An 18,325-nucleotide genomic window follows, 5' to 3' on the forward strand; every position below is an offset into this window, starting at 1 on the left:
CCACCAGACAATCCGGCAAGCATCGCAACGTCGCCTACCGCCGCGGCTGCAACAAACAACTACGTGCCGCGCTCGTCGACTGGGCCCAAGACACCCCACGCGCCAACGCCTGGGCACGCGACACCTATAACCGCGCACGCCACCGCGGATGTCGCCACCCCCACGCAGCACGAATCCTGGCCCAAGGCTGGACCAGGATCTTGTGGCGCTGCTGGCACGACCAAGTGCCCTACAACCCCGACCTACACGGCCGGCTCGGCACCCTCCAGCAGGAGGCTGCTTGACATAGGGCTCTCAGTGGACGTGGTCGCGCCAGTCGTCCGGCACGCGGCCGGCCGGGCCGGGGACGGGCTGGTCCTCGGGCCGGCTCTGCGGGTCGGCGAGCCGCGGCCCGACCACCCCGACGGAGCGGCTGAAGTCCCAGAACCAGTCCTCGCCGGGCTCGAAGCTCTGCATCACCGGGTGCCCGGTGGCGGCGAAGTGCGCGGTCGCGTGCTGGGACGGGCTGGAGTCGCAGCACCCGACGTGGCCGCACTGGGCGCACCGGCGCAGGTGCACCCACCAGCCGCCGGCCTCCTCGCACTCGACGCACCCCGGGCCGGACGGGGGGACGTCTGGGTCGATGCCTGCTGTCATGCCACCAGCGTGCCCCCTCGGCGCCCGATCAGCCAGAGCCGATCCCTGCGCGTCCGTACGGGTCCTTGACCCGGGCCCTGCCGATCGGTTCGGGTAGGCGCAGCGACGAGGCCATCGGGGGTCTCGTCACGACGAAAGAGTCATGCATGCACACCTCCCTCAGGACCCTGGTCCACCTCCTCGCGTCGCTCGTCGCGGTCGCCGGGCTCGCCGGCCCCGCGCACGCGGTCACCAAGCTGACCGACGCCCAGGCCAACAGCCAGCTCACCGCTGTCGGCATCACGCGCGTCTCGACCGGCGGCTGCACCGACCGCTACACCTCCACCTGCACGTCCTACGAGCAGATCAACCAGGAGACGGTCAGCGGCATCAAGACCTTCAAGTCGGTCAGCGGCTGCGCGATCACGATCACGGGCGGCACCGAGATCGGCCACGCGTCGGGCACCTACAGCCACTGGAACGGCTACAAGGTCGACGTCCGGCCGACCACCTGCGTGTCCAGCTACATCACCAGCCGCTACGCCTACTACGGCGTGCGTGCCGACGGAGCCACGATGTACCGCGCCGCCTCGGGCAACATCTACGCCCGCGAGAGCAGCCACTGGGACATCACCTACTACACCTGCGGCTGCTGAGGCTCCGCGAAACCCCGCGACACCGACGGCGGCGTGGTCCCACACTGGGGCCATGCCGTCGTCGAGCCAGTGGGTGACGTTCCTGGTCGCCTCGATCCTCTTCATCCAGGTGCCCGGACCGAGCCTGCTCTTCACCATCGGCCGCGCGCTCACCGTGGGCCGCCGCGAGGCGCTGCTCTCCGTGGTGGGCAACGGCCTCGGGCTGCTCGTCCAGGCCGCACTCGTGGCGGTCGGGCTCGGCGCGGTCGTCGCGGCGAGCGCCACGGCGTACACGGCGGTCAAGGTGCTCGGGGCGGCGTACGTCATCTGGCTCGGCGCCCAGGCCATCCGCCACCGCAGCGACGCGCGGCGGGCGATGGCGGAGTCGGAGCCCGTACGCCGGGGGCACCCGGTCCGGATCGGCCTCACCGTCGGCGCGACCAACCCCAAGACGATCGTCTTCTTCGTGGCGTTCCTGCCGCAGTTCACCGACCCGGGCGGGCCGGTCGCGCTCCAGACGATGCTGCTCGGCCTGGTCTTCGCGGCGATGGCGGTCGCCTCCGACACGGTGTGGGCCCTCGCCGCGGGCACGGCGCGTCAATGGTTCGCCCGTCGGCCCGAGCGGCTCGACGCCCTCAGCGCCTCCGGCGGCACGATGATGATCGGCCTCGGGGCGACGATGCTGACCGTCGACTGAGCCCGACCGGACGGGTCGATGCGGCGGGTCAGCCCGCGATCGGCTTGACGGGCAGGGCGCGCAGGGCGCGCAGGGTGCGCTCGAGCAGGTCCACGGACGGCTGCGCGAACCCGGTGCGCGGGACGCCCTCGGGCCACCAGGTCGGGTTGTCGAGCGGCAGGCCGACCATGCCCCGCAGGAGCGCGAACATCGGCACCTCGGTGTCGGCGACAACTCCGCCGGAGATCGTGCGGTCCAGTTCGGTGCACACCGGACAGATGAGCAGGATGCAGCGGTGCGTCAGGACGTCGTCCGCCGGGTCGAGCAGTTGTCGAAACATCTTGTACCCCCCCACAGGGCCGTTGATCCCGCCGTGTCGCTACCACGCTGGTGCGGATTCCAGTGATATGGAGCGTATGGCTGCGGGGGTTGGTCGGGGGCGTTGTTACCGGTGCGTGGGCGCACGGTGGATCACGCGGGCACCTGGCGGCCCCCCGGCCCGGCCGCGGTCCAGACCAGCCGGGCGCTCCCGGGCGGCGTACGCGGCTGGTGCCGGCGCACGCCGCCCGAGGTCGTCGGTCAGGGGACGGAGACCTTGTCGTCGTCGGGATCGGCCGTCTTCGCGCGCCGGTTGGCGTACAGGCTCGTGGCGACCGTCGTGACGAGGATGCCGAGGATCACGAACAGCGAGGTGAGGGTCGGCACGTCGGGGACGGACGGCCACACCAGGTGCGCCCAGTGCAGCACCAGCTTGAAGCCGATGAAGCCGAGGATCGCCGCCAACCCGTAACCGAGGTGCGCCAGCGCACCCAGCGCGCCCTGCAGCACGAAGTACAGGGCCCGCAGCCCCAGGAGCGCGAACGCGTTGGTCACGAAGACGAGGTAGGGGTCGCCCGTGATGCCGTAGACGGCCGGCACGGAGTCGACGGCGAACACGACGTCGGTCGCGAGCACCGCGACGGTGACGAGCGCGAACGGGGTCAGGGCACGCACGCCGTTCTGGGTGACGGTGAACTTCGTGCCGTTGTACTCGTCGCTGACGGGCATGAAGCGCCGCATCACCTTGACGACCCGCAGCTCGGCCACGTCGATCTCGTGGTCGTGACCGCTGATGGCGTCACGCAGCAGCTTGACGCCGGTGAGCAGCAGGATCGCGCCGAAGACCAGGAACACCCAGTCGAAGGCAGACAGGGCCGCGGCGCCGAGCGCGATGAAGATGCCGCGGAGCACCAGTGCGCCGATGATGCCGTAGAGCAGCACCCGCTGCTGGAGCACCGTCGGCACGGCGAAGGCCGCGAGCAGCAGCATGAAGACGAAGAGGTTGTCGACGCTGAGTGACTTCTCGACGAGGTAGCCGGTGTAGTACTCCAGCCCTCGATCACCCCCGTGGACGTTCCAGACGTAGAGGCCGAAGGTCAGCGGCAGCGCGACGTAGAAGGCCGACCAGGCGATGGCCTCCTTCATCGACACCTCGTGCGGCTTGCGGGTGGCGATGAAGTCGACGACGAGCAGGGCGAGCACCACGCCGATGGTGATGAACCACAGGGTGGGGGACGCGATGGACGACATGGGTCTCCTCAGGATGGGTGTCCTGAGGTCTCCCCCGCCGCCTGACAGGCGGCCGCTCGCCGGGACGCCTGCTGAGGCGCCGTAGTGACCGACGAGCGTTGGTGGGGTACTCCCCTCGACCGTCAGTTTAGTTGAACGGGCAAGGGACCACCAACCTGTGGCCGGCCCGTACTCTCGCGAGCATGGACGCACTGGAGTACGACGTCGTCGTGATCGGCGGCGGACCGGCCGGGGAGAACGCCGCGCAGTACGCCGTCGAGGGCACGGCGATGACCGCCGCGATCGTCGAGCACGAGCTGCTCGGCGGCGAGTGCAGCTACTGGGCGTGCATGCCGAGCAAGGCGCTGCTGCGCCCGGTCGCGGTCGCCGAGGTGACGGCCGACCTCCCCGGCGTCTCGACCGCACACGTCGCGCCCAGGGCGCTGCTCGAGCGCCGCGACGCCTGGGTGTCGCACTACGACGACTCCGGCCAGCAGGAGTGGGCCGAGGGGGCCGGTCTGGCCGTGCTCCGCGGCGAGGGCCGGCTCGCGGGCGAGCGCACCGTACGGGTCACGTCGGCCGACGGCGACCGGCTGGTCCGGGCGCGTCGGGCCGTGGTGATCGCGACGGGCAGCGCCGCGCGCGTGCCCGAGACGTACGCCGACGCGCTCCCGTGGGACTCGCGGGACGCGACCGGGGTGGTGGAGGTGCCCGAGCGCCTCGTGATCGTCGGCGGCGGCGTGGTCGCGTGCGAGGCGGCGACCTGGATGGCGGCTCTCGGCTCGGCGGTGACCCTGGTCGTGCGCGGCCCGCGGCTGCTCGGGCGCACGGAGCCCTTCGCCGGCGAGGCGGTGCTGGCGAGCCTGCGCGAGCGCGGGGCCACGGTCCTGCTCGGGACGTCGGTCGAGTCCGTACGCCGGGCGGACCCCGCCGCGACGGGCACCGGTCGCGTCCACGGAGGCACCGTCACGCTGACCACGTCGCGCGGCGAGCTCGAGGCCGACGAGGTGCTCCTCGCCATCGGCCGCGAGCCGCGGCTCGACGACCTCGGCCTGTCATCGGTGGGCCTGACCCCCGAGGACGTCACGTCCGGTCGCCTGCCGGAGTGGCTGCACGCGGTCGGCGACGCCAGCGGCGGCCCGCCCCTGACGCACTGGGGCAAGCACCAGGCCCGTGTCGTCGGCGCACGGATCGCCGCGGCGGCCGCGGGCGAGGTCGCGTGGGAGCCCGACCGCGAGGCACCGGTGCCGCAGGTCGTCTTCACCGACCCCGAGGTCGCGAGCGTCGGGATGACCGAGGCCGCGGCCCGCGAGGCCGGTCACGACGTCGTGGTGTCGCGCGTGGCCACCTCGTCGGCCTCCGGCACCGCCCTGCTGCGCGACCACGTCGTCGGCGACTCGCAGCTGGTCGTGGACGCTCGGTCGCGGCTGCTGATCGGCGCGACGTTCGTCGGGGTCGAGGCCGGCGAGCTGGTGCACGCCGCGACCGTCGCGATCACCGGCGGGGTCCCCGTCCACGTCCTGCGCCATGCCGTCGCGTCCTACCCGACCGCCGCCGAGCTGTGGCTGCGGCTGCTGGAGGAGCTGCCGCGCGAGCTGCGGACGCCTCCGCCGCCCCCCGCCGGCTGAGCGCTGCGTGTGCGCCACCGCCCCCCCGCTGGTTGAGCGCTGCGGGTGCGCCCCCCCCCCCCCCCGCTGGTTGAGCAGCGAGCGAAGCGAGCGTGTCGGAACCAAGGGCTTCGGATCGACGTGGTCTCGACACGGGCGCCAGGCGCCCTGCTCGACCAGCGACCGGTGAGGTCAGCCGCGCTCGCGCCACCGCCCCCGCTGGTTGAGCAGCGAGCGAAGCGAGCGTGTCGAAACCAAGGGCTTCGGATCGACGTGGTCTCGACACGGGCGCCAGGCGCGCTGCTCGTCCAGCGACCGGTGAGGTCAGCCGCGCTCGCGCAGGTAGCGCCCGAAGTGGGGCACCGTGAAGGCGATCCGCCCGCGCTCGCCGGAGTAGACGAGGCCCTTCTTGAGGAGCGAGTCGCGGGCCGGCGAGAGCGACTGCGGCTTCTTGCCGAGGGCGGCCGCCACGTCCGAGCTGAGCACCGCGTCGCCCTCGGCCTCGCCGTCGCCCGCCTGGGCGACGGCCACGTCCGCCATCGCCATCAGGTAGTCGCGCTCCCCCGGCGTCGCCCGCTCGTAGCGCGACCCGAAGAAGCCGACCGCGAGCTCCGACTCGGCCTCCGGTGCGGCGACCGCGACGTCAGCAGCGGTGATCGGTGAGTGGGGTGCGAGGTCCCACACGGCCTTGCCGTAGGCCTGGATGAAGTAGGGGTAGCCCCCGGTCGCGTCGTACATCGCGGCGAGGGCGTCGGGCTCGTACGCCGCGTCCTCCTCGGCGGCGGGCGCCTCGAGGGCGCGATCGGCGGCCTCGCGGGCCAGCCGGTCGATCCGCTGGTAGCGGAAGAGCCGCTCGCTGTAGGACTTGCTCGCGCTCAGCACGGCGGGCAGGTGGGGTAGGCCGGCCCCGACCACGATCACCGGCAGGCCGGACTGGCTGAGCTCGTGGCAGGCGGCACACAGCGCCGACACGTCGTCGGCGCCGAGGTCCTGCATCTCGTCGATGAAGATGCCGACGCCCTTGCCGACGTCGGCGGCGAGCCCGCCGAGGTCGGTGAAGAGCTCGACGAGGTCGATCTCGATGTCACCGGAGTCGGCGCGCCCGCGCACGGCCGGCACGTCGATGCCGGGGCTCCACTGGTCCTTGAGCTTCGCACCCGTGCCGGCGTCGCGGTGGGCGAAGGACTTGATGACCCCCAGGACGTGGTCGACCGAGTCCTCGTCGCGGTGCCCGAGCTCGCGCACGGCTTGGTGCAGCGCGCTGCTCAGCGGACGCCGCAGCCCCTGGCCCGGGCGGGCCTCGAGCTTGCCGGTGCCCCAGCCCTTGCGTACGGCGGTGCCGCGCAGCGCGTTGAGCAGCACCGTCTTGCCCACACCGCGCAGCCCGGTGAGGACGAGGCTGCGCTCCGGGCGACCCTTGGCCACCCGCTCGAGGACGACCTCGAAGGCGGCGAGCTGCTCGTCGCGGCCGGCGAGCTCGGGCGGGCGCTGCCCCGCGCCGGGGGCGTACGGGTTCCGGATCGGGTCCACGATCAGACGGTATCGAGCAATCTAGGGAGGTTCCTAGATTGGTGGATAGTGGGCGAGTCGCAACCACCGGCTACCCGGTGGTTGCTCGGGTTGTCACCCGTTGCAACGGGCAAGAACCTCATGAACCGCCGGGCAGCCGGTGGTTCCCCCACCTGCGATCAGCCGGCTTCGGTGGACCGTTCGACCCGCTCGACCCGCTCGCGCGCCGCGTCGTACGCCTCGTCGAGCCCGCGACGCAGCAGCGCGATCAGGTCCGGGACCTCGTCGGCGGAGAGCCGGAACGTGCCGGCGCAGACGTTGTCCCGCCACAGCGACAGCACGACGAGCTGCGAATCCTGGTGCCACGTCACGCGCAGCGAGCGGTCCTCACCGCGGGGGTCGAGGAAGACCGCCCCGGTGCGCGGCAGGGTGCGTGGCTGGACCATGGCCCATGGTGACCCGCGTCGAGGCCTGCTGCCAAGGGGCGCTCGTGCCTAGACTCGGGAGCGTGCCCGAGCTGCCCGAGGTCGAAGCCCTCGTCCAGGACCTGCGCGGACGCCTCGTGGGCCGCGCGATCAGCCGCGTCGACCTGACGGCGTTCAGCGCGCTCAAGACCTTCGACCCACCGCTCCAGGCGCTGCACGGCACGCTCGTCGACGACGTGACCCGCCACGGCAAGTTCCTCGACATCGACGCCAGCGGCGTGCACGTGGTCATCCACCTCGCCCGCGCCGGGTGGATCAGGTGGCGCGACGAGGTGCCCGAGCTGCCGGCGCGGCCCAACCCCAAGAACCCGCTGGCAGCCCGGATCGTGATCGACGACCCGGACCTCGACGTCCGGCCCGGCCTCGACATCACCGAGGCCGGCACCAAGAAGGGCCTGGCGATCTACGTGGTGCGCGACCCCCAGGAGGTCGAGGGCATCGCGCGGCTCGGCCCCGACCCGCTCTCCGACGACTTCACGATCGACGTGCTGCGCCGGATCCTCGAGGCCGAGGGGCGCAAGCAGATCAAGGGCGTGATGCGGATGCAATCGATCATCGCGGGGATCGGCAACGCCTACTCCGACGAGATCCTGCACGCCGCGCGGATGTCGCCCTTCAAGCCGGCCAACAGCCTCGACGACACCGAGCTCCAGACGCTGCACGACGCCGTGCGCGGCACGCTCGGCGACGCGGTCCGACGCTCGAGCGGCCTCGCCGCCAGCGAGCTCAAGGGCGAGAAGAAGAGCAACCTCGCCGTCCACGGCCGCACGGGCCAGGCGTGCCCGGTGTGCGGCGACGTGGTGCGCGAGGTGTCCTTCGCCGACTCGAGCCTGCAGTACTGCGCGACCTGCCAGACCGGCGGGAAGCCGCTCGCCGACCGGCGGATGTCGAAGCTGCTCAAGTAGCCGGGTGGCCCCGGGGCCGGGACGCGCGGGAGGTGTCGGTCGGACTCACCCCCGTGAAGCCCGCCCGACACCTCTCAGCGTCAAGACTACCCTGACGCCGAAGATCGTCTCACGCAGTCGCGCCCTTGTCGCCCGACTTTCTGGCGAATCTCTCCCACGCGGCCTGGCGCGACACCCCGAGGGCGCGACCGATCTCGGCCCACGACACCTGACGGGTGCGCAGCAGGTCGACCCACTCGTGGGCGAACGCCGTGTTCTGCTCGGCGGAGGCCATGATCATCGGCAGGGTGGCGAGCAGCTCGGCGTCGGTCATCGACTCCCACGGGAACGCGCTGCGCGCCGCGGCCATGAGGTCCTCGTCGTGGAGCATCTCGTGGAAGTCGTCGACGCAGCGGGCGCACACCTGGGCTCCCAGGCCGCCGACCAGCGGCAGGTCCGTGCCGGGACCTCCGGGCTCGCCGCAGAACGAGCAGATCCTGCCCTCGCGTGTGACCGTCATGCCGCACCCTCCCTCTGCCTCGCCCGTGCGTCGATGGTACGGCCCGGTCCGCAGCCGTGGCCGCGGACCGGGGAACTGGATCACTGCGTGGTCTCGGGCATCTCCAGCTCCGGCACCTCGATGTCGTCCATCGGGTTGCCGCAGGTGTCGGTCACGTAGTCGCCGAAGGCCTCGGCCTGCCGCTGGACCTCCTCGGACGCCTCGGCACCGCCGTCGCCGAGCTCCTCGAGCTTCTCGGCGGAGAAGTCCGAGGCGTCGATCTCCTCGATCTGGTCGAGGACGGCCTCGAAACCTGCGCGGGCGTCGTCGGAGATGTCCTCCGGCGTGCCGACCTCCTCCATCCGGGTGCCCCAGTCCTTGACCGCCCGGGCCATGTCCTCGTCGCTGGGGACCTCCGGGGTGGTCATGTCGTCGGGCATCAGGTCGGTCAGCAGGCTGTTGGCGGCCTCGCAGAACCCGTCCTCGCTCGCGTCGCTCGGGGCGCCGCTGCCGCCGCCGCAGGCCGCGGTCACGGCGCCGACCAGGAGGACGGCGCTGGTCAGGGTCAGGCGGGCACGGATGGTCGTCCGGTTGGTCATCGGGATCCCCTCTGGTCGGACGCGGTCGTCGCGCCACGCTCGCCATACCCTCCCGTGGTCGTCCTCAATCGTCCAGCCGGAAGGCCGCGGGGGGCGGGAGGTCCACGCAGCGCCGGAGGGACTCGAGGTACTCCGCGCGCGGCCGGCGTACGACCCCGAGCGAGGCCAGGTGGGGGGTCTGCCACTGCACGTCGAGCACGCGCCGGTCGGCGTGCTCGTCGCGCAGCAGGTCGACGAGCGCGACGAGGGCGACCTTGGAGGCGTCCCGCTCGCGGTGGAACATCGACTCCCCGGCGAACAGCCCTCCGACGGCGACGCCGTAGAGGCCACCGGCCAACCGGCCGTCGCGCCACGCCTCGACCGAGTGCGCCCAGCCGAGGCGGTGCAGGCGCCCGTACGCCTGCCGGAACTCCCCGGTGATCCAGCCGTCCGGGCGGTCCGGGCTGCCGCAGGCGGCCATGACCTCGTCGAACGCGGTGTCGACGCGGATCTCGAAGTCGCGCACCGAGCGGCGCAGCGACCGGGAGACGCGGAGGCCGTCGAGCGGCAGGACGCCCCGCTCCACCGGGGAGAACCAGCCGAGGTGCTCCTCGGCGTCGAGCGTCACCGGCATCGGGAACAGGCCGAGGCCGTACGCCGTCACCAGCGTGCCCGGCTCCAGGTCGGCGCCCAGGGCGACGAGGTCGTCGTCGGGGTCCCACGTCGAGTGCGGGGGGAAGGCCCACGGCGTCGGAGCGGGGGCGATGGGCACGATTCGCACGGTAGCCAACAACCTTTCACGCCGGGGCGTCGTCTACCCCTCGACGACCTACTCGGAGGACTGACATGGGACACGCCGCCACCCGGACCACCCTGACCGCGCTCGCCGTACTGGCCGTACTGGCCGTACTGGCCGTGACCACCGTCGGCCCCGTCGCCACCTCTCCTGCGTCGGCGGCGGTGACCTGCGACGGCAAGGCCGCCACCATCGTGGTGCCGGCGCCGGTGGAGCCGATCACCGACGCGACGGAGACGACGGCGGTCACTGGCACCACCGGTGACGACGTCATCGTCGGGACGGACGCCCGCGACACCATCGACGGCGGCGCCGGGAACGACACGATCTGCGCGCTCGGCGGTGACGACACCGTCCGCGGCGGTGCGGGCGACGACCGGCTGTTCGGCGGCCTCGACGGGGTCTACGTCGCCGACGACGACTTCTGGGGCGACGTGGTGGTCCCCGGCCCGGGTGACGACCACGTCGACCTCGGCCACGACCCCCAGGGCGCGGACCTCTGGTACGGGGACTCGATCTACCTCGACCGGCTGTCGTTCCGTGACGCCGCCGGACCCGTGACCGTCGACATGGCGGCGGGCACGGCGACCGGCGAGGGCGACGACACGATCGCCCCGGTGGTGCTCGGGGCGGGCATCGAGGGATCGCCGCACGACGACGTGCTCAGCGGCACCGACCTGGACGACCAGATCGACGCGGGCGGGGGCGACGACCTCGTCGAGGGCCGCGGTGGCGACGACCTCGTCGAGGCGGACCGGCTCTACTCCGGCATGCCTAGCCCCCCGGCCGCGCAGCCGGGTGACGACGTCGTCCACGGCGGTCCCGGCAGCGACGAGGTCAACGGCGGCCACGGCGTCGACGAGCTGCACGGGGACGGTGGCGGCGACGTGGTCCGCGTGGAGGACGCCGAGCAGGGTACGCGCGTCCTCGGCGGCCCGGGGCGCGACGGCCTCGGCTCCTGGAGCTTCCGCAACAGCGGGCGCGCGACGTTCGTCGGCGGCGGCGGTGACGACGTCTTCCAGCCGGCGATCAAGGGCGCGGGCGACAAGGTCGTCGTGCGGGGCGGCGGCGGCGCCGACCGCATCGCGCCGAGCGGGTCGCTGCGCGCCGCACCCCACGGCAGCCGCGTCACGATCGACGCCCGGCGCGGGACCTACCGGATGAAGGTCGGAACGTCGGTCCGCTTCTCCTCGGTGACCTCCTTCGGGTGGGAGGGCAGCACCGAGACCCGGCTCCACTTCCGCGGGTCGGGCCGGGCCGAGGCCTTGGCGCTCACCGAGCAGTACGGCCCCGTGCACGCCGTCGGCGGTGGCGGCGCCGACCGGCTCGAGGGCGGCTGGGGACGCGACCTGCTCGACGGGGGCGCGGGGCGCGACACCCTCGACGGGGACAAGGGCCGGGACCGGTGCCTGCGTGGCGAGCGGCTGCGGGACTGCGAGGCGCGCCGCTGAGCCCGGGGGGCGCGACCCCGCGACGTACGATCACGGCATGGGCTTGAAGCAGACCGTCGGGCGTCAGCTCGCGCCGAAGATCCAGGAGCTCACCCCGGGGCTGAGCGCGGGCTTCGTGCGCGAGGCGCTCAACCGCGCGATCGACGGCATCGGACCGCTGGCACCCGCGGCGGACGCCGCCGACAAGCAGCTGCGTGAGCAGCGCGGCAACGTCGAGCGGGCGATCCACGAGGTCATCGAGAACAACGTGCGCATCGCCGGCGCGCAGGGCTTCGCCACCAACGTCGGCGGCCTGGTGACCATGGCGGTGGCGATCCCGGCCAACGTGACCGGTCTCGCGGTGATCCAGTGCCGGATGGTGGCGGGCATCGCGCACCTGCGCGGGCACGACCTGACCGACCCCCGCGTCCGAAACGCGATCCTCGCGCTGCTGCTCGGCGAGGAGCACGTCACCGAGATGGTGAAGAAGAAGAAGCTCCCCGCGACGCCGATGGCGCTCGCCACCGCGCCGGTGCACGACCCGTCCATCGACGGCACCATCTCCGCCGTCGTGGCCTCGGACATCTTCACCCGGGTCGTGGGCAAGCGGCTCGCGACCACCGTCGGGCGCCGGGTGCCGGTGATCGGCGGCGTCGTCGGGATGGGTGCCGACGCCTTCGCGACGTGGAAGGTCGGGAGGTACGCCGACCGCGAGCTGCTGCCACGCCGGCGCTGACCGCGGCCCCGCTCCCGACACCTACGGCAGCCGGTCGACGGCCGTTGTGACGAACGTGCCGACGTCCTCGGTCGTGAAGGAGGGCTGCACCCCGTCGCCCGCCACGATGTCGACCACCTGCAGGCTCATCAGGACCGGTCCCCGGCGCACCACGGCGTTGTGCAGCAGCCAGTACGCCCCACCGCCGGCCTCCTCCATGGTCGTCAGCTCTCCGAAGCGGTCCTCGCCGACGGCCGGGAGGCTCATCGGCTCGGCCGTGCCCGCGCCCTCCTCCCCGGCCGGGATCGCACCCTCGCAGGCACGCATCCCGTCACGCAGCGCGTCGAAGGTCGCCTCCACCTCGGCGGGTTCGCCGGCCATCAGGAACTCCTGGACGAAGACCAGGTGGCCGCGTCGATCGCCTGCAGCCATGTCGAGGGGGTCCGGCTCGGACTGGTCGAGCTGCCGGAACGCCTGCCACCGCAGCGCCTCCGCGGCTGCCCGGGAGTCCTCGCTCGCCTTCTCGCAGAGCTCGATCCTGGGGAGCATCTCCTGCTGGGCCTCGGACACCACCCCGCTGACCGCGGCTTCCTCGTCCGGGGGGACGTTGACGGTCCAGGTGCCCTCGTAGGCGTCCGTCGTCACGAGCGCGGCGGCCAGCTCCTCGGCGGTCGGGACGGCCACCTGCGGGGAGGAGGGCGAGGAGGTGGGAGAGGCGCCGTACGGTCCCGGCCCGGCGCCGTCTCCCCCGCAGCCGCCCAGCAGCAGGACGACGGCCGCGGTCAGGGCGAGGACGGAGCGGGAGCGCCTCATCGTGACACCGTCTCGGGCTCGTCGTCCGCCGCGCTGTCGGCGTCCGGCGGCGCGGGACCTCCGGGCGAGGAGCCTCGCCCCGGCGGTTCGGCCAGCAGGAACAGCGCCCCGACCAGCAGCATCCAGAGCACCACGCCCGCGTTCGCGAACCCCGGTCCCGGGGGCAGGGCGCCGGTCTCGTGCATGACCACGTTGACGACCAGCGCCACGAGCTGGACCAGCGCGACACCCGCGAGGAGCATCCCGGCGCGACCCGTACGGCGCACGGCGAGGAAGCTCACCGCGATGACGAGCGCCAGGTCCACCACCGTCACCACCGGGCCCCACTCGTCGCTCGGGACGACGTCGAGGAACGCGTCGGTGACGGCGAACACGGTGACCGCCGCGGCAGCGACGAGGAGCACGCGCGCAGCCGGCTCCGGGCGTCGCAGCGCGTAGCGGCTCAGGACGGCCGTCGGGACGACCCACAGGGCCGTGACCGGGTCGCGACCCACAGGGGCCAGTCGGTGAAGGCGTACCCGGCTGCGAAGACGCAGCCGGCGAGGCCGACGCCCACACCGAGGACCAGACCCGTCCACCTCAGGATCCTGGCGAACATCACGCTCACCCTCAGCCGCTCATCCAGCCCAGGCCCTCCGCGACCTGTTGCAGCATCAGGGCCGTCAGCAGTGCGCCGACGACGACGGCGGCGACCACCGACCACCCGTGGTCGTGGTGACGGATCCGGGCGACCAGGCCGACGACGGTCGAAGCAGCCGCACTCGCCAGGATCGCGAAGCCGGCAGCGGTGAGGAGCCAGTTGTCACTGAAGCTCTCGGCCCGCTCCAACCCTGCCGAGAAGGCGATCGCGGTCGCCACGGTGCCGCCGAGGGCCAGTCCGGCGAGGGACAGCGCCCACGTGCCCGTCCGGGTCACGGGCGCCCAGTGCATGCCACGGTGGGCGTGCGACGGTGTCGTCATCATCGAACTCACCTCCCGAGGGCCCGCTCGGCTCTCGGGCAGGTGCCCTCGACTTCACCGTAGGCCCCCTCGCGGGACCGCGTCAGGGTCGAAGGTCACGAGGTGACCGGGCGGTCCACGGCCTCCGTCAGCCGGTGCGCCCGCGCAGTCGCCGGTAGGCGTCGAGCGTGCCGCGACCTGCGGGACTGCCCTCGAGCGTGGTGACCACCTTGCGCCTCGCCCGGTACGCCGGGGTGAGGCGGGCCCGGTCCCGCTCCTCGCGCGCCTCCCGCAGCTCCTCGTGCAGCCGCTCCTCCACCGCACGCAGCCGCGCGGCCTCGACCAGCAGGGCGCCGATCGCGTCGAGGGCGGGTGGCAGCAGCTCGTCGGCGCCCACCGCGTCGGGGTCGGCGTACGGGCCGGGCTCGGGGCCGAGCAGGTCGTCGAGCGACCCGACGACGTCGTAGCCGCGGTCGGCGAGCACCTCGATCCAGCCCTGCGACAGCTCCCGCGCCCACGCGTGGTCGGCCGGCGGGAGGCCCAGCCGGGCCGAGGCCACGCCGCGCGAGAGGGTCTGGTGGGCGAGCGTCTCGCGCACGAGCGGCCGGTAGTCCGGCGGGGCGATGACCGAGGTGACGCGCTCGTTGACGGTGCGCAGCAGCGCGGTCTCGGGCACGCCGAGCGACGGGTTCTCCCGCTCGGCGGTCAGGTCGAGCGGCAGGTCGTCGAGGCCGAAGGTCCGCGAGAACCGTCGCCAGAGCTCGCCCCGGTCGGAGCCGGACGGCGGCAGCGTGACGAGGTGCACGTGCTCGGGCGGGAGGGAGGAGCCCCACCGTTCGAGGATGTCCGGGATCTCCTGCACGGCCCAGAACCAGGAGCCGATCCGGGAGTCGCGCTCGGGGTCGCGGATGGTGCGCAGGAACCGGCCGTAGGTGATGTGGCTGCGGTGCTTGACGTTCTCCTGCCACTCCGCGGGGATCTGGCGCACGAGGTCGCGCACGGACAGCACGAGGTGGACCTCGGCGTCGCCCAGCGAGGCGAGGGCGCGCTCGACCTGGGTGGGCGTGGCGCGCGCGAAGATCTCGTGGCTGATGATCGAGGTCCCGTGCCAGTCCCGCACCTGCTCGGCGAGCCGGTCCCACGCGCCGACGGCCTCGGTCTCGATGCCGCCCCAGGGCAGCGTCATCAGGTCGAGCGCGGCGAGGAAGTGGGCGTCGAAGCGGTCGGCCGGGTAGAGGATGTCGTGCTCGCGCAGCACGGCCTGGTTGCGGAAGAGGACGTCCTGGAGGTAGGACGTGCCGGTCTTCGGGCAGCCCACGTGCAGCAGCACCCGCCTGCTCACCGCTCCACCTGCCTCTCCGTGCGCCACGTCGGGTCGACGATCATCCCGATCGCCAGGTCCAGCACCTGCTGGTCGTCGGCACCCGCCGCGGCGTCCACGGCGGCGCGGGGCGCGAGATCGGCGAGGTCGCCGACGACAGGGTAGCCAGCGCGCGACAGGTGCCTGCCCAGGCGGGCGGCCGAGGCGGCGACCCATTCCCGCTGGGCGGCCGGCACCCCGACGGGTGCGACGCCGGTGTCGGAGATCCGTCGCTGGAGCGTGCGCATCAGCGCAGGCCGCTCGGCGACCGGGGCCCGCAGCCCGACCACCGCGGCGATCCGGCGCGCCAGCTCGGCCTGGTCGGCGCCCGGCGTGCGCACGGCCGGCAGGTGGCGTACGCCGACCTGGCCCGGCAGCTGGGCGAGGTCGGTGACGACCCGGACGAACGGGCGACGCCCGCCCCAGCGGTGCACGGAGTCGACGAGGTCGACGCGGGCGGGGAGCTGGTCGCGCTCCACCCAGAACCGCAGCCAGTCGCCCCACGGCCTGCTGCCGTGCTCGAAGCAGCGTTGCGTCCACGTGTGGGCGAGGAGCTCGTCGAGCGGGGCGCCGACGGCGACGACGAACGGTCGCGGTCCGCCCTCGGGGCGGCCGCGGCCGAGCAGGTGCTCGCGGGCGGCGACGGTGACGAGCGGGTCGCCGACCAGCCGGAACCGCCGTCGCCACGGCCGTGCCCAGCTCGTGGGCACGGGGTCGGGGCCGAGGTCGACGAGGTCGTCGGCGAGCAGCACGCTCGCCACCCGCAGCAGCTCGTGGGCACTGACCCCTGCCGGGTCCACAGGTCGCGGTCCGTAGGACGGGGCCGGGACCCCGACGAGCGGCAGGTCCGCCTTGCCGCGACCGGCGGCTGGAGCGGTGAGGACCCGGTCGGCGAGACGGGTGCGCCGGTCGTCGTGGTCGCCACGGGGGCCGGCACCCGACTCGAACGCGAGGTTGATCCGGCGCAGCAGCTCGAGCTGCTGGGCACCGGGGACGGCGCGAGCCGCGGGTGCCGCGTCGTCGTGGCCGGTCCACGCCAGCCAGGGCGTGGTGCCGCCGGCGCGGAGGTGGGCGACCCAGCCGTGCGCCCGCACCTGGTCCGAGCCCGGGTCCTTCCGTGGCTCCACGACCGGCTCCGCTCCCGACCTGCTGGTGGTCAACGGTCGCGCAGTCGGCGTGCGGTGTCGAGCAGCCGGCCGCTGACGGACTCGGCGGACGCCCGGTTGGCCGCCTCCTGGGTCATCACGGTGAGCGCGTCGAGCGCGGCCCCGAGCTCGAGCTTGGCCCGGACGCGGTCAGGGTCCTTCCACGCCTCGCCCTCGGCGGGACGGCGCGGGCGGAGGTCCTCGACGTCGCCGATGACGTCGACGCCGGAGCCCTTGATCCAGTCGATCCAGAGGTCGGCCTGCTGCTCGGCGAAGTCGTAGCGGTCGGGCGGCAGCCGCACGGGCACGGCCTTGCGGGAGACGAGCACCTGCTGGGCGAGCAGCTCGCGGATGAGGGCGTCGTACGCCGGGTCGCGCCACACGCCGAGCTCGAGGCGCCGGTTGAGCTTGCGCAGCAGGGAGGTCTCCGCGATGCCGAGGGAGCGGTTGTCGCGCTCGGAGTCGAGTGGCGCCCACGCGGGGTCGATGCCGAATGCGCGGCAGAACCGCAGCCACAGCTCGTCGCCGTTGGGGCCGCGGTCGTGCGGCACGGTGACGACGTGGACCCGCTCGGGCGGCAGCTTGGTGCCCCACCGCGACAGGACGGTCGGGAGGTCCATCGCGTTGAAGAACCAGGTCTGGCCGCGCTCGACCTTGGTGAGGAAGCGCTTGAACGGCCACTTGCGACCCTGCTTGATCGACTCCTGCCACGCTGCCGGCAGCTGGCGGCCGAGGTCGCGCGCGGAGTAGACGATGTGCACCTCGTCGCCGGCGAGGTCGTTCATCGCCTTGGCGACCTTCTCGGGCTTGGCGCCGGCGAGGATCTCGTGGCTGATGACGACGTTGCCGTCGGCGCGCCGGACCTTGCGCATCATCGCGTCCCAGGCCCCCGTGGCGTGCCCGGGCGCACCGCCCCAGTCCTGGTCGAGGAGGTCGAGCGCGGCCCGGAAGTGGAACATGTCGGACCGCCCGCCGCGACGGCTCGGGATCGTCACCCCGTGCCGGGCGAGGGTCGAGCTGTTGAGCAGGAGCCGGTCCTGCAGATAGGTGGTGCCGGTCTTCGGGGCGCCGATGTGCAGGTGGACGACGCGGCTCATGGCGCTGATTGTGCCCGAGTCGGAGTCGCGCTGCTCAACCCGCGCTGCCCGAGAGCGCCCGTACGACGGCGCTGGGGCTCGGGCGACCCAGCTGCCCGGCCATCCACGCGCTCGTCGCCACCACGGCGTCGAGGTCGACACCGTGGTCGATCCCCAGGCCGGTCAGCATCCAGACCAGGTCCTCGGTGGCGAGGTTGCCGGTCGCCGACCTGGCGTAGGGGCAGCCTCCGAGGCCGCCGGCGCTGGCGTCGAAGGTCGTGATGCCCGCCTGGAGCGCGGAGAACGTGTTGGCGAGCGCCTGCCCGTAGGTGTCGTGGAAGTGCATCGCGAGCCGGTCGGTGCCGACGCCCGCGTCGACGAACGCGCTGACGAGCGCCTTCACGTGCCCGGCGGTCGCGACGCCGATGGTGTCGCCGAGGCTGAGCTGCGAGGCCCCGAGGTCGAGCAGGCGGGTGCCGGCGGCGACGACCTGCTCGATCGGCACCGCTCCCTCCCACGGGTCGCCGAAGCACATCGAGACGTACGCACGGACGTCCATGCCGGCCTCGCGGGCGCGCGCCACGGTCGGCTCGAACATCGCGAACTGCTCGTCGAAGGTTCGGTTGAGGTTCTTGGTCGCGAAGGTCTCCGTCGCGCTGCCGAAGATCGCCACGTGCTCCAGGCCGAGCTCGAGCGCCCGGTCGAGGCCGCGCTCGTTGGGCACGAGGACCGGCAGGTGCCGGCCCGCCTCGCCCAGCTCCGTCATCAGCAGGTGTGCGTCGGCGAGCTGCGGCACCCACTTCGGGTGCACGAACGACGTGGCCTCGACGATCGGGAGCCCGGCGGCCACGAGGCGGCGTACGAACTCGGCCTTGACCTCGACCGGCACGATCGCCTGCTCGTTCTGCAGGCCGTCGCGGGGGCCGACCTCGTAGATCGTCACCCGCTCCGGCAGGCCGTCGGCGGGCACGGTCATGGGCAGTGGTTGCCCCCACGACCCGTCGCCATGACGCAC

The 18,325-nt window shown here is 73.1% G+C and carries 22 protein-coding genes; 7 read left to right on the top strand and 15 right to left on the bottom strand.

The annotated features are described in order from the left end of the window. A partial coding sequence (locus tag IEZ24_RS21785) for a transposase (RefSeq protein ID WP_397191253.1) occupies nucleotides 1-284 on the top strand: 284 nt, incomplete at its 5' end. A 10-nt stretch (nucleotides 285-294) separates the two neighbouring features. Here the strand turns inward: IEZ24_RS21785 and IEZ24_RS16835 are convergent. Then, nucleotides 295-636 (bottom strand): UBP-type zinc finger domain-containing protein, encoded by a 342-nt coding sequence (locus IEZ24_RS16835; protein ID WP_129455789.1) that lies wholly within the window; start codon nucleotides 634-636, stop codon nucleotides 295-297. Nucleotides 637-782: 146 nt separating this feature from the next. Between IEZ24_RS16835 and IEZ24_RS16840 the strand changes: the two genes are divergently transcribed. Together IEZ24_RS16840 and IEZ24_RS16845 are read left to right on the top strand one after the other, a co-directional pair. Beyond that, nucleotides 783-1,271, top strand: a complete 489-nt coding sequence (locus IEZ24_RS16840) for a hypothetical protein (RefSeq protein ID WP_129455790.1) — start codon at nucleotides 783-785, stop codon at nucleotides 1,269-1,271. 52 nt (nucleotides 1,272-1,323) lie between these two features. Continuing rightward, nucleotides 1,324-1,947 carry a LysE family translocator gene (locus IEZ24_RS16845; RefSeq protein WP_129455791.1) on the top strand — a complete coding sequence of 208 codons (624 nt, stop codon included), beginning with the start codon at nucleotides 1,324-1,326 and terminating at the stop codon, nucleotides 1,945-1,947. Nucleotides 1,948-1,975: 28 nt separating this feature from the next. On the opposite strand, the gene IEZ24_RS16850 is transcribed toward IEZ24_RS16845, so the two are convergent. Then, on the bottom strand, nucleotides 1,976-2,266 hold the full coding sequence (locus IEZ24_RS16850) for a hypothetical protein (protein WP_129455792.1): 291 nt from the start codon (nucleotides 2,264-2,266) through the stop codon (nucleotides 1,976-1,978). A gap of 239 nt (nucleotides 2,267-2,505) precedes the next feature. Beyond that, nucleotides 2,506-3,495, bottom strand: a complete 990-nt coding sequence (locus IEZ24_RS16855; RefSeq protein WP_129455793.1) for a TerC family protein — start codon at nucleotides 3,493-3,495, stop codon at nucleotides 2,506-2,508. Between the two features lie 182 nt (nucleotides 3,496-3,677). Between IEZ24_RS16855 and IEZ24_RS16860 the strand changes: the two genes are divergently transcribed. Continuing rightward, entirely contained in the window at nucleotides 3,678-5,102 is a 1,425-nt protein-coding gene (locus tag IEZ24_RS16860; protein WP_129455794.1) for a dihydrolipoyl dehydrogenase family protein, read from the top strand. Between the two features lie 303 nt (nucleotides 5,103-5,405). On the opposite strand, the gene IEZ24_RS16865 is transcribed toward IEZ24_RS16860, so the two are convergent. Continuing rightward, nucleotides 5,406-6,611 (bottom strand): ATP-binding protein, encoded by a 1,206-nt coding sequence (locus tag IEZ24_RS16865; protein WP_129455795.1) that lies wholly within the window; start codon nucleotides 6,609-6,611, stop codon nucleotides 5,406-5,408. A gap of 158 nt (nucleotides 6,612-6,769) precedes the next feature. Then, on the bottom strand, nucleotides 6,770-7,036 hold the full coding sequence (locus IEZ24_RS16870; protein ID WP_129455796.1) for a hypothetical protein: 267 nt from the start codon (nucleotides 7,034-7,036) through the stop codon (nucleotides 6,770-6,772). A 62-nt stretch (nucleotides 7,037-7,098) separates the two neighbouring features. Here IEZ24_RS16870 and IEZ24_RS16875 point away from each other — a divergent pair, with 62 nt between their 5' ends. Continuing rightward, entirely contained in the window at nucleotides 7,099-7,980 is an 882-nt protein-coding gene (locus tag IEZ24_RS16875; RefSeq protein ID WP_129455797.1) for an Fpg/Nei family DNA glycosylase, read from the top strand. 109 nt (nucleotides 7,981-8,089) lie between these two features. On the opposite strand, the gene IEZ24_RS16880 is transcribed toward IEZ24_RS16875, so the two are convergent. The 3 genes from IEZ24_RS16880 to aat form a co-directional block, all read right to left on the bottom strand. Beyond that, on the bottom strand, nucleotides 8,090-8,479 hold the full coding sequence (locus IEZ24_RS16880) for a hypothetical protein (RefSeq protein ID WP_129455798.1): 390 nt from the start codon (nucleotides 8,477-8,479) through the stop codon (nucleotides 8,090-8,092). Between the two features lie 80 nt (nucleotides 8,480-8,559). Continuing rightward, complete coding sequence (locus tag IEZ24_RS16885) at nucleotides 8,560-9,057, bottom strand: hypothetical protein (RefSeq protein ID WP_129455799.1); 498 nt, start codon at nucleotides 9,055-9,057, stop codon at nucleotides 8,560-8,562. A 64-nt stretch (nucleotides 9,058-9,121) separates the two neighbouring features. After that, nucleotides 9,122-9,808 (bottom strand): leucyl/phenylalanyl-tRNA--protein transferase, encoded by a 687-nt coding sequence (gene aat / locus IEZ24_RS16890; protein WP_129455800.1) that lies wholly within the window; start codon nucleotides 9,806-9,808, stop codon nucleotides 9,122-9,124. A gap of 74 nt (nucleotides 9,809-9,882) precedes the next feature. On the opposite strand from aat, the gene IEZ24_RS16895 reads away from it, so the two are divergent. Together IEZ24_RS16895 and IEZ24_RS16900 are read left to right on the top strand one after the other, a co-directional pair. Next, on the top strand, nucleotides 9,883-11,283 hold the full coding sequence (locus IEZ24_RS16895) for a calcium-binding protein (RefSeq protein WP_129455801.1): 1,401 nt from the start codon (nucleotides 9,883-9,885) through the stop codon (nucleotides 11,281-11,283). Nucleotides 11,284-11,320: 37 nt separating this feature from the next. Further along, entirely contained in the window at nucleotides 11,321-11,998 is a 678-nt protein-coding gene (locus IEZ24_RS16900) for an EcsC family protein (RefSeq protein WP_129455802.1), read from the top strand. Nucleotides 11,999-12,019: 21 nt separating this feature from the next. Here IEZ24_RS16900 and IEZ24_RS16905 read toward each other — a convergent pair whose 3' ends face one another. From IEZ24_RS16905 to IEZ24_RS16935, 7 genes are all read right to left on the bottom strand, one after another. Beyond that, nucleotides 12,020-12,790, bottom strand: a complete 771-nt coding sequence (locus tag IEZ24_RS16905) for a hypothetical protein (protein ID WP_129455803.1) — start codon at nucleotides 12,788-12,790, stop codon at nucleotides 12,020-12,022. After that, entirely contained in the window at nucleotides 12,787-13,284 is a 498-nt protein-coding gene (locus tag IEZ24_RS16910) for a hypothetical protein (protein WP_129455804.1), read from the bottom strand. Before IEZ24_RS16910 ends, IEZ24_RS16905 begins: the two co-directional genes overlap by 4 nt. A gap of 115 nt (nucleotides 13,285-13,399) precedes the next feature. Next, nucleotides 13,400-13,753, bottom strand: a complete 354-nt coding sequence (locus IEZ24_RS16915) for a hypothetical protein (protein ID WP_129455805.1) — start codon at nucleotides 13,751-13,753, stop codon at nucleotides 13,400-13,402. 124 nt (nucleotides 13,754-13,877) lie between these two features. Beyond that, nucleotides 13,878-15,071 (bottom strand): hypothetical protein, encoded by a 1,194-nt coding sequence (locus IEZ24_RS16920; protein ID WP_129455806.1) that lies wholly within the window; start codon nucleotides 15,069-15,071, stop codon nucleotides 13,878-13,880. After that, nucleotides 15,068-16,216, bottom strand: coding sequence for a hypothetical protein (locus IEZ24_RS16925; protein WP_129455807.1), 1,149 nt, complete (start codon nucleotides 16,214-16,216; stop codon nucleotides 15,068-15,070). The genes IEZ24_RS16920 and IEZ24_RS16925 overlap by 4 nt, the downstream gene beginning before the upstream one ends. 29 nt (nucleotides 16,217-16,245) lie before the next feature. After that, nucleotides 16,246-17,331 (bottom strand): hypothetical protein, encoded by a 1,086-nt coding sequence (locus IEZ24_RS16930; RefSeq protein ID WP_129455808.1) that lies wholly within the window; start codon nucleotides 17,329-17,331, stop codon nucleotides 16,246-16,248. A gap of 34 nt (nucleotides 17,332-17,365) precedes the next feature. Next, nucleotides 17,366-18,286, bottom strand: coding sequence for a hydroxymethylglutaryl-CoA lyase (locus IEZ24_RS16935; RefSeq protein ID WP_129455809.1), 921 nt, complete (start codon nucleotides 18,284-18,286; stop codon nucleotides 17,366-17,368). Nucleotides 18,287-18,325: the final 39 nt, after the last annotated feature.

This window comes from Nocardioides ganghwensis, from assembly GCF_014779655.1.
In the GTDB taxonomy this organism is placed as follows: Bacteria; Actinomycetota; Actinomycetes; order Propionibacteriales; family Nocardioidaceae; genus Nocardioides; species Nocardioides ganghwensis.